This window comes from Lysinibacillus sphaericus OT4b.31 (assembly GCF_000392615.1).
GTDB lineage: Bacteria > Bacillota > Bacilli > Bacillales_A > Planococcaceae > Lysinibacillus > Lysinibacillus sphaericus_B.
This window is the reverse complement of record NZ_KB933428.1, coordinates 1-8,975: the sequence shown is the minus strand read 5'-3', so window position 1 is coordinate 8,975 and position 8,975 is coordinate 1. Positions and strand designations below refer to the sequence as shown.

The following is an 8,975-nucleotide window of genomic DNA, read 5'->3' as shown; positions in this document are numbered from 1 at the left end:
CATGCTATTCCCGCAGAAGTCGCCGCCTACGCTCCAATCAACTAGTGTACGTCTATAAAAAATTGAGGTGATGGGTAGGATGACGAACACGAGATCAATTACATACTGACAATTGACTAAATGGTGACTGAAGACCATTTGGTACGCATATTGGAAGTGGCTATTGATTTTAATTTTAAGGCTCATCGAAAAATTATTGAACGTCCTATGTGGGCGCATCATGTGGAAGAAGCCGATTATTTACGTCATCAAAGTGACATGAAACAAATCTATGCACGTCGACGCCTAGTACACACTGTGCTAGGCGTTTAGACAAATTCAAAAAATGGATTTTGTTTACAGTTTTTTCATTTTAGAAGAAATAGTAAGAAATCGTTGCTTTCCGTTCCAGGCACTCCCTTTCCTCAGGCACGGCTCCAACTAATTTTTGCGGCGGGTCGCCGCAGAAATGGTTTTAAACACGTGCTGTTCCTGTAGGAGTGTCGCGCCTTCCACTCCAATCAACTTGTATCGCCTACTGATAATTCTGCTCCTAGCCTGCTAAGAATACTTAAGGAGATGATGATCATGATGACAAAAGTACTATGAATGCTCGTTGACACTGTCTACTTCCTCACGATGACATAAAAAAGAATGTCCCTAGGAGAGTCATTCTTATACGTGTTACACTTTAAATTCACTAACGACATTTCGGAGGCTATCTGCCTGGTGAGCTAGCTCTGTGGCTGCTGCGTTGATTTCTTGCATGGATGCAGAACCCTGTGTTGCGGCTGCAGCTGACGTAACGGTATTTGCAGCCGTTTGCTCTGTGAAAGCATTCATATGCACAAAATCACTGGCAACTGCATTACTATAATCAAGTGTCAAAGCAATTTTCTCTACCATAGCCGTAATAATGGTCGTCGTTTCTTTGGTGTGCGCTAAAATATTCGACAACGATTGATTCGTTTCATTTGTCACCTCGACTCCTCGAATGACGGAAATAACCCCTTCATGATTTTGCGAAATAATCGATGACACTTCATCTTGAATAGACGTCACAATGGATGTTACTTCTTTAGCAGCTGATTGAGATTGCTCAGCTAACTTGCGAACTTCATCGGCTACAACAGCAAAGCCTCTGCCGTGATCACCTGCGCGAGCAGCTTCGATTGCTGCATTTAAAGCAAGAAGATTTGTTTGCTCAGATATGGCTGTAATCGTACTGATAATCGATGTAATATCCGTAGATTTTCGGCCAAGTGCCTCGACGGTAGTAGTAGTGGAGGCCATTGTTTCTTCAATAGACTGCATAACTACAGAGGATTGATATACTGAACGGCTCCCATCGTCGGCTGCTTGTTGCATGGCAAGAGAGGCTTGCTGTACCCCGTTCGTCAGTTCTGTTAACTGATGCATAGAATGTTCCAAATCACTCATTTTTTGCTGTGCACTGGTCATGCTATGAATCGTATTGTCGCTATCACTGGCAATATCTGCAGTAGTATCTGCAATATTTTGAATGGTACGGGCATTATCTTCTGCCAATGCCATTAGCTCCTGGCTACTGCTTGAAACGTGGTCAGCAAGTTGGCTAACTCGTTTAATCAGGTTCGAAATAGAAATGATAAGTGTATTTGTCGATGTGGCAATGGTTGAGAATTCATCATTGTTTCGAACTTGGACGCGTCGTGTCAAATCGCCCCCAGCTTGGGCAATATCTAAGATAGAGTGGTTTATAGCAGACGTATTGTTTTTCAATGATTTAAATAGCATATACCCAAAAATAATCATGGCAATTAGTCCGACCAGCGAGATGAAAAAAAATGTAGTATTTGAAACTTTGATTTGTTCGTTGAGCTTACTTAGTGTTGCTTTATTGGATTCATCCATAACAGAGTTAATTGATTCAATGTTATCATCAATATGGATTTTCATGGTTTCCCCTGTACCGTTCATCATGAGCTTACGTGCTTGTTCAAGGCCAATTTCATCACGGATTGTCATCACCTTTTTAGAGTACTCAAGGTAGTTTTTGTAGTATTGACCAATTGCTTGCATATGGCCCAGTTCCAGTTCACGGTCGGAAAACTTTTCTTGTAAAGCCTGAATTTTTTTATTGATAGCATCAATTTTCATATTATAGGAAGTAGAATAACTACCATTCCCTGTGATTAAATAGGCCTGTTCAAGATTGGTTAGTCTAGCAATTTCATACGCAAGTTGATTGACCGTTAGTTGCTCTTGTACATTTTTTTCAGTAAAATCTTTCATTTGCTGTTGCAAATTCGTAATATTGACGTACGATAATATACCCATTACAGCATTAATAAGGATGAGTATGGCAAAAATAATCATCACTTTACCGCGGATTAAATGATAAAAACGTTGTCGTTTTTCTTTAGTAGAAGGGAGATTAGGCCTACTATGCTTTGAATCTGGATTTTTCCTTTTGAAAAAACTAGATTTAAAGAGAGACGGGCGTTTTTTCGTTGAACTACTTAGATTATTAGAGTTTTGCATCGCCATCACCTTCCTAAATTTGTATAGTCGATTTCAATTTTATCGTATTTTGCTAAATGTTTCTATTATTTTTTCATAAAATTTTCATTTTTCTGATAAAATAGCAATTGATCTTTTTATGACCATAGTCATAAGAAATGATCTTAGATGATGTTATTATCTGTAATAGGAAAAAATACTTAAAAGAAACTATAAGCTTTTTTATGACGAATTGTAATTTTTTTGATAAACTAGCGAAAAGAAAAATGAGAGAAAAGGAGGCACTTTTTGGTTATGAAAAAGAGCTTTTATTTATATGTATTAACTTTCCGTGGGGGAGATTGGTCAGATGAAAAGGTGCGTTTTGCAGAAGAGATGTTTCATGAGCATAATTTTCCAAAGCAAAGTTCAGATTTTGATGAGCTATCTACATATATAGAAACCTATGCAACGGATAATTTAACAACAGAAGTATTTGATGAACTATGGGATTTATATGTGGGTCATGAACGATAAGTCGGAATAATTTGACTACTCTTTCTTTTTAAGTTGCTAGACGTCTATCATTGCGTAAATATGAGAAACACAGTATCATTTAAAGTGATAACTGACAGAAAAGAGGGATTGCAGTATGAGTATTCATATTAATGCAAAAAAAGGCGAGATCGCTGACACAATTTTACTTCCAGGGGATCCGCTTCGCGCAAAATACATCGCAGAGACTTTTTTAGAGGATGTTACTTGTTATAACGAAGTTCGTAATATGTTTGGTTATACAGGTACGTATAAAGGCAAACGTATTTCTGTACAAGGCACTGGTATGGGTGTTCCATCTATTTCGATCTATGCAACAGAGTTAATGCAAGAATATGATGTTCAAAAATTAATCCGCGTTGGTACTTGTGGTGCAATTCAAAAAGATGTAAAAGTTCGCGACGTAATTTTAGCGCAAGCAGCGACATCGGATACGCGTATGAATCAAATCATTTGGGGTGGCGCTATCGATTTTGCTCCAATCGCAGATTTTGATTTATTATTAAAAGCTTATAACGCAGGTAAAGAGGCAGGGTTAAACTTACAAGTGGGGAACATCTTCACAGCAGATTTATTCTACTCGGATGAGCACCAAAATGAAAAACTAGCTCAATACGGTGTACTAGCAGTTGAAATGGAATCCGCAGCGCTTTACACGCTAGCAGCAAAATTTGGTCGTAAAGCACTTTCTGTATTAACAGTAAGTGACCACATCATTACTGGCGAAGTAACGACTTCAGAAGAACGTCAAACGACGTTCAATGACATGATGGTTGTTGCGTTAGAAGCGGCTATTCAAGACTAGTTGATATATCAACGTTTTAGGGGTATTTAATTTAATAGTAATTAAGGCAAGTGACCGAAGGCGACGAAAAGGAGACCATTTTATAAGATTTCGTCAAACAGGTCACTTGCTTTTACTTTGTCACGCTCAGTTAAATGACTATAAGTATTATGTGTTTGTTTTATATCAACATGTCCCAATTGTTCTTGTATGATTTTAAAGTTTACATTTTTACTAATCATATACGAAGCATATGTGTGACGTAATCCATGGAAATTTAGGCGTGGTAAGTTAAATCTGTCCACAATTTCTTTCCATCTATTAGACATGCCGTCTGGATGTGAAGGAAATCCATTACTTTTCACAAATAACAGGTTAATTGGATTGTTTTCGTCGTCAGCATCGGTGTCCATAATTCACCTGATTTTAACTTTAACTTTTTTCTTTCCTTTTCAAATTCTTTTGTCTCTTTCATCAAAGATTCTGGAATAAATACGGTTCTTGATCTCTTGGTCTTTGTGTTTCCAAGAAAAAAGCGTTTTGTATCTTTATCATATTGAAGTGTTTTATCTATAATAACGAATTGTTGGTGTAATCTAAACATTCAACTCTAATACCGGCTATTTCAGTCATTCGTAGACCTCCGAAAACTGCTAGTTTAATTTGTAATCGGTGCTTCGGATAAACTTGGTCCAGTATCGAGAGTAGTTGTTTTAACTGATTTTCATTATAAAATTGTATTTCACGATATCTTTTTTCAACGTATGGACGCTTCACTCCTTTCATTGGATTTTCTTGAACAACTCCCCAATCAATTGCTTTTGAAAAAATACTTTTTAATACCATGTATTTTCCATTTAAATTACGCTTTCCTTGTTCTTTTTCTTCTTTGAAAAAATTAACAACATGAAATGTTTTTATTTTTGACAGTTTCATTTTATTAAAATATTGAAGAATGCCTCCTCGCAAACTGATTCATAATTATTCTTAGATTTAATTGCTAAATCGACACGTACATAAACATCCATCCAACGTTGTACAAACTGTTCAAAAGTAATATTCTCTATATCATTTTCAATCTCCATATTAGCAACTTCAATTTCAAACTCTGTAATTGCTTTTTTGATAGTACGTTCTAATAGACTATTTAATGTGACATTTTTGTATTTTCTTATGCGTTTACATTTTTCTTCATCATATCCGAGTTCAACAGTTATTTTTATGCGGGGTTTGCCATTTTTATTTGGCTCCAATTCTTTGTAACTTGCCATGATTATTTCTCCTTTCCTGATTAAAGAAAGAGCAGCGGATGAGCCACTCTTAAATTTTAATTACAAACGTTTGTAATCAAAAACATGGATCCGTGAAGTATTTTACAACCTTGCCATGTATCCTAATAGAACTCTCGAAATTTTCTAAACTTATTACATACTGCCTAAATGACCTATCGCATGAATCTGGACTAAATATGACTTCAGCGTTCTCTGTGTCAATAAATATTCTTTTTACAGAGTACTCGTTATCTCCGTTGCTAAATACCACTATGTCGTCATTGTTTAAGCCACTTAATTCAAAGATGGTTACGGAGATGGATATTTAGACCCGTTACAACAATCGTACGAGCTTAAATTCCCAACATTGCCGACGTACGATATTAGACTAATGAGACGTATACATCTGTGGAATAATATTCACATGATTCAAACATCAAAATTTTTAGCATTTATTGACATGAATACCTTAGAGGTAATACATGCTGAGGAAATCAACAATCCAAACTATTTCAGCTTTATCGGCGGTAACTGGTTCGCCGATTCAAAATATTTATATGTTCGGGGGATCACAGCTGCTAGTGGAAGTGGAAGTGTATGTTATGCAGTTATGGATAAAACAACATTCAAATATGTTACGGTTATACGTCAAAATGGGGGTTCGTCATTTGGAGATAATGATGCGTTAGTTGGAGATATAGTGTGTCAAGGTTCTTATTTCTTTCTATCATCGAATACTTACATCTACTTATGGGTTTTCCAATTAGCGTTTGATGGTTTAGGAGTGCCTACAAATTTCGCTTACGTTACCTTAGCTCATTGGGCTGGTGGGGAGCTTTCACCACCAGCTAAGGCTTTCTTTGGTGATGATAAATTTATATACGTGATATACACCAATCATAGCTCCCTATACACAATAGAGAAGAAACAATTTGTACCGTCAAATAAACCCTTTAACAATGTTGCGGGCAACAGTATAGTTGGTTCGTCGCCGGGTGGATTTTCTCAATGGAATTATAAATATTCCGAAAACGGTAAAAATTTCATACTATTATCGTTCGGGTCTTCTAATAATGCGTCAATATCTGTTATGAATATTGATACTTTGGCATTACATCAACAACTAGCAACTAACCAAGCTGATAGTTTCCTAACGTTTGATTATCAAACTGGTAAACAAATATACACGCAACCATACACTGTCGCCGGTTACGAACTAAATGGTAATGGTTATGATAATTTACTTCGTTTTATCAGAGAAGGCGAAACATGGATACGGGAACTGTATTATGTACCTGCACTTAAAGCACTAAATGGCACAAGCATGACTAGACAATTCACCTTAGGGACATTTGCATATATTAAAGATGAAGATTTATATTTGAAGGTTCATAGTAGACTGTTTGCTAAGTTGGGCGATGCGAACATTATTTCACATTATAAGGAGGTTATTGATTAATGATGTATTATTTATACAAAAACGAAGATGGGTCATTCACTGTGTTTACTGATTTGAATGCAGTTCCTGGATGGATGCAATCTGACATTATTCAAGTATCTAGTTTACCAGAGGGCGAAGGTATTCTGCGCCGAGCTGAAGACGGTTCTTTTTATTATGAACCATTCCCATCGGTAGAAGAACCACCAATCATTGAACAACCAACGGAACCAAAATCAACACTAGAAGAAATGCAGGCAAAAACGTTATTAAATACAGAAGTGTTAATAGCAATGAAGAATATCGGAGTGTAGGGAGGAACAAATATGAATATTGTTTATCGTGCTGCAGAGTTATTAATCATTAGTCCAAGTTGTGACTTTGAAACAATGGGCACTCAATTAAGTTTACTTATGTTAAATAAGCAAGTTAGCCAAGGCGAGTATACGAAGTTATGCGCTTTGATGGATGAACAACAAAATAAAGTAACAGACGAAACGCAAGCAGAAGCTTAGCGTTATTTTTTATGCTAAAAATGGGGTGGTACCATGACGAATGATGAACTAGATGAAATTAATGAGCTTGATTGCAATTTAGGTAATGCCTTTTTCGAATTAAATAAAATTACGAAAGATAAATATGTTGCGCTACATGATGATAAACACTTTAAAAATATTCTAAAGGCGATTGATACGCTAAATGAAGAACTAAAATATTTTCAAAAATATATTTGATTTTACGCCTTCCACAGATAATTGTGGAGGGCTTTTATTATGCAAAAAAGGAAGTGTTGTAATGGAAAAATGGATCGCTGCAGTAAGTGGAATGGGAATGATTGGCACGTTGGTGTCTTATTCGGTTGACGGTCTAGGAATGGCCGTAACTGTTTTAATTGGATTCATGGCGATTGATTATTTTACGGGAATTATGAGTGGGGTTATTAATCAAAATTTAAACAGCCGTGTAGGTTTCAATGGCATCATAAGAAAAATTTATTATCTAATGCTAGTCAGCTCAGTGTATTTACTAGCATTAGTGATACCAGGTATCGAGTATGCAGGTGATGGTGCAGCCATTGCATTCTGTGTACTCGAATTTATTTCTATCACGGAGAACGGCACGAAAATGGGCTTACCAACATCGGAGTTCATTAAAAACATTTTATCAATTGTAAAAGATAAAACAGGAGAGGGAGAAACAAAATGAGTACAATTCGAAAAAAATTATTGACTGACTCACAAGCGAATAAAGTCACGTATGGTAAAGGTAATAAAAAGAAATATATCGTTGTTCATGAAACAGATAATACACGTTCAGGAGCCGATGCAGACGCACATGCACGATTACAATACAATGGTAATAGTCGTTCAGCATCTTGGCATTACACAGTTGATGATAAGGAGGCAGTGCAATCATTTGAACATTCTTGGAAATGTTGGGCTGCTGGAAGTAATACAGGAAATAACGAAGGAATCCAAATCGAGGTTTGCGTCAATAGTGATGGTAACTATCATAAGGCAATGCAAAATACAGCAGAGCTAGTTGCTAAAATCATGAAAGATGAAAACATATCGATTAAAAATGTTGTCCAGCACAATCACTTTAGCGGTAAAAATTGCCCCCGTAATATGCGTGAAGGTAAAATTTCATGGTCACAGTTTCTTGTGATGGTTGCTAATTGTACAGGCAATACCCAGCAACAAAAGCCAGTTACAGACAATAATAAATATCGCGTCATGACAGGCACATATAGCACATTACAAGCTGCTGAAAATGTTTTAGATGTACTAAAGCATCGTTTTGGTTGGGTAGCTTACATTGAGCGAGATGGCACTAAATGGCGTGTGAAGACAGGTACATTTACTGGTGATGAAGCAGCCAGAAGTGCTGAAAATAAAATAAAAGCAGCAGGACTTGCGCAAATCACAATTATTACCATTTCTTGATTGCGAAAAATATGAATATTGTGTAATATTAAGGGTGCTCGAAATTTATAATATTAGGCAAATATGGAAAGAAGGAGGTGGAAGGTTGTCTAAACTATATTATTTAATTTTTATTTGTATACACCTTGTACTAACTTTATTAATGATTTATGATTTTTTTCCTAAATTAATTAATATTATTGATATACCACAGAATCTTCTTATGTATTTAATGCTGTGTACATTTTTACTCGGTTTATTGGTCGGCGGTAAAAGGAAAGATACTAATAAAACAGATCTTTATGTAAATATTGCTTCAATGTCATACTTGATTATTGTTGTTTTCGTTCTCACAATTTTAGGAGGAGTATCTCAAGTAGGAATTTCAATAAAAAGTCCTTTTACATGGATAATTGTTGCAGTTGCATTATTTGAAATATTAAGGAAGAATAAAAAAATTCGATTCAAAGATAAATATAAAACTTTATAAAAGCAGCATTTTTATAATTAAAACCCTAGTAATGAACTGCGCCCCAATTGTT

Annotated in this window: 14 protein-coding genes; 10 read left to right on the top strand and 4 right to left on the bottom strand. The window is 35.9% G+C overall.

The features are described from left to right. Positions 1–138 precede the first annotated feature (138 nt). The gene (locus tag H131_RS24855) at positions 139–312 is read left to right on the top strand and encodes a hypothetical protein (protein ID WP_010859240.1); all 174 of its coding nucleotides are present in this window, start codon (positions 139–141) and stop codon (positions 310–312) included. Between the two features lie 351 nt (positions 313–663). On the opposite strand, the gene H131_RS22505 is transcribed toward H131_RS24855, so the two are convergent. After that, positions 664–2,502, bottom strand: a complete 1,839-nt coding sequence (locus H131_RS22505; RefSeq protein ID WP_010861446.1) for a methyl-accepting chemotaxis protein — start codon at positions 2,500–2,502, stop codon at positions 664–666. 273 nt (positions 2,503–2,775) lie between these two features. On the opposite strand from H131_RS22505, the gene H131_RS22500 reads away from it, so the two are divergent. Both H131_RS22500 and deoD read left to right on the top strand, forming a co-directional pair. Further along, complete coding sequence (locus tag H131_RS22500; RefSeq protein ID WP_010861445.1) at positions 2,776–2,997, top strand: YozE family protein; 222 nt, start codon at positions 2,776–2,778, stop codon at positions 2,995–2,997. Positions 2,998–3,112: 115 nt separating this feature from the next. After that, positions 3,113–3,820 (top strand): purine-nucleoside phosphorylase, encoded by a 708-nt coding sequence (deoD, locus tag H131_RS22495; RefSeq protein WP_010861444.1) that lies wholly within the window; start codon positions 3,113–3,115, stop codon positions 3,818–3,820. 80 nt (positions 3,821–3,900) lie between these two features. Here the strand turns inward: deoD and H131_RS22490 are convergent, their stop codons facing one another. The 3 genes from H131_RS22490 to H131_RS22480 form a co-directional block, all read right to left on the bottom strand. Further along, on the bottom strand, positions 3,901–4,212 hold the full coding sequence (locus H131_RS22490; RefSeq protein ID WP_010861443.1) for a tyrosine-type recombinase/integrase: 312 nt from the start codon (positions 4,210–4,212) through the stop codon (positions 3,901–3,903). Positions 4,213–4,369: 157 nt separating this feature from the next. Next, positions 4,370–4,735: an integrase gene (locus H131_RS22485; RefSeq protein WP_010861442.1), complete on the bottom strand. Its 366-nt coding sequence runs from the start codon at positions 4,733–4,735 to the stop codon at positions 4,370–4,372. Continuing rightward, on the bottom strand, positions 4,732–5,070 hold the full coding sequence (locus H131_RS22480) for a hypothetical protein (RefSeq protein ID WP_010861441.1): 339 nt from the start codon (positions 5,068–5,070) through the stop codon (positions 4,732–4,734). Before H131_RS22480 ends, H131_RS22485 begins: the two co-directional genes overlap by 4 nt. A gap of 424 nt (positions 5,071–5,494) precedes the next feature. Between H131_RS22480 and H131_RS22475 the strand changes: the two genes are divergently transcribed. From H131_RS22475 to H131_RS22445, 7 genes are all read left to right on the top strand, one after another. Further along, a complete protein-coding gene (locus H131_RS22475; RefSeq protein ID WP_010861440.1) occupies positions 5,495–6,529 on the top strand; it encodes a hypothetical protein in 1,035 nt (344 codons plus the stop codon). Next, positions 6,529–6,822: a hypothetical protein gene (locus tag H131_RS22470; RefSeq protein ID WP_010861439.1), complete on the top strand. Its 294-nt coding sequence runs from the start codon at positions 6,529–6,531 to the stop codon at positions 6,820–6,822. Before H131_RS22475 ends, H131_RS22470 begins: the two co-directional genes overlap by 1 nt. A 12-nt stretch (positions 6,823–6,834) precedes the next feature. Beyond that, positions 6,835–7,023, top strand: a complete 189-nt coding sequence (locus H131_RS22465; RefSeq protein WP_010861438.1) for a hypothetical protein — start codon at positions 6,835–6,837, stop codon at positions 7,021–7,023. Positions 7,024–7,056: 33 nt separating this feature from the next. Further along, complete coding sequence (locus H131_RS22460) at positions 7,057–7,242, top strand: hypothetical protein (protein ID WP_010861437.1); 186 nt, start codon at positions 7,057–7,059, stop codon at positions 7,240–7,242. A 61-nt stretch (positions 7,243–7,303) separates the two neighbouring features. Beyond that, positions 7,304–7,714, top strand: coding sequence for a phage holin family protein (locus H131_RS22455; RefSeq protein ID WP_010861436.1), 411 nt, complete (start codon positions 7,304–7,306; stop codon positions 7,712–7,714). Then, a complete protein-coding gene (locus tag H131_RS23320; RefSeq protein ID WP_010861435.1) occupies positions 7,711–8,454 on the top strand; it encodes an N-acetylmuramoyl-L-alanine amidase in 744 nt (247 codons plus the stop codon). Before H131_RS22455 ends, H131_RS23320 begins: the two co-directional genes overlap by 4 nt. Before the next feature lie 85 nt (positions 8,455–8,539). Next, positions 8,540–8,923 (top strand): hypothetical protein, encoded by a 384-nt coding sequence (locus H131_RS22445; protein ID WP_010861434.1) that lies wholly within the window; start codon positions 8,540–8,542, stop codon positions 8,921–8,923. Positions 8,924–8,975: the final 52 nt, after the last annotated feature.

Coding starts and splice junctions, on each gene's coding strand:
- H131_RS22455 (WP_010861436.1), top strand. CDS start 7,304: ATGGAAAAATGGATCGCTGCAGTAAGTGGAATGGGAATGATTGGCACG.
- H131_RS22485 (WP_010861442.1), bottom strand. CDS start 4,735: ATGAAACTGTCAAAAATAAAAACATTTCATGTTGTTAATTTTTTCAAA.
- H131_RS22465 (WP_010861438.1), top strand. CDS start 6,835: ATGAATATTGTTTATCGTGCTGCAGAGTTATTAATCATTAGTCCAAGT.
- deoD (WP_010861444.1), top strand. CDS start 3,113: ATGAGTATTCATATTAATGCAAAAAAAGGCGAGATCGCTGACACAATT.
- H131_RS22460 (WP_010861437.1), top strand. CDS start 7,057: ATGACGAATGATGAACTAGATGAAATTAATGAGCTTGATTGCAATTTA.
- H131_RS22475 (WP_010861440.1), top strand. CDS start 5,495: ATGATTCAAACATCAAAATTTTTAGCATTTATTGACATGAATACCTTA.
- H131_RS22480 (WP_010861441.1), bottom strand. CDS start 5,070: ATGGCAAGTTACAAAGAATTGGAGCCAAATAAAAATGGCAAACCCCGC.
- H131_RS22490 (WP_010861443.1), bottom strand. CDS start 4,212: ATGGACACCGATGCTGACGACGAAAACAATCCAATTAACCTGTTATTT.
- H131_RS22470 (WP_010861439.1), top strand. CDS start 6,529: ATGATGTATTATTTATACAAAAACGAAGATGGGTCATTCACTGTGTTT.
- H131_RS22500 (WP_010861445.1), top strand. CDS start 2,776: ATGAAAAAGAGCTTTTATTTATATGTATTAACTTTCCGTGGGGGAGAT.
- H131_RS22505 (WP_010861446.1), bottom strand. CDS start 2,502: ATGCAAAACTCTAATAATCTAAGTAGTTCAACGAAAAAACGCCCGTCT.
- H131_RS23320 (WP_010861435.1), top strand. CDS start 7,711: ATGAGTACAATTCGAAAAAAATTATTGACTGACTCACAAGCGAATAAA.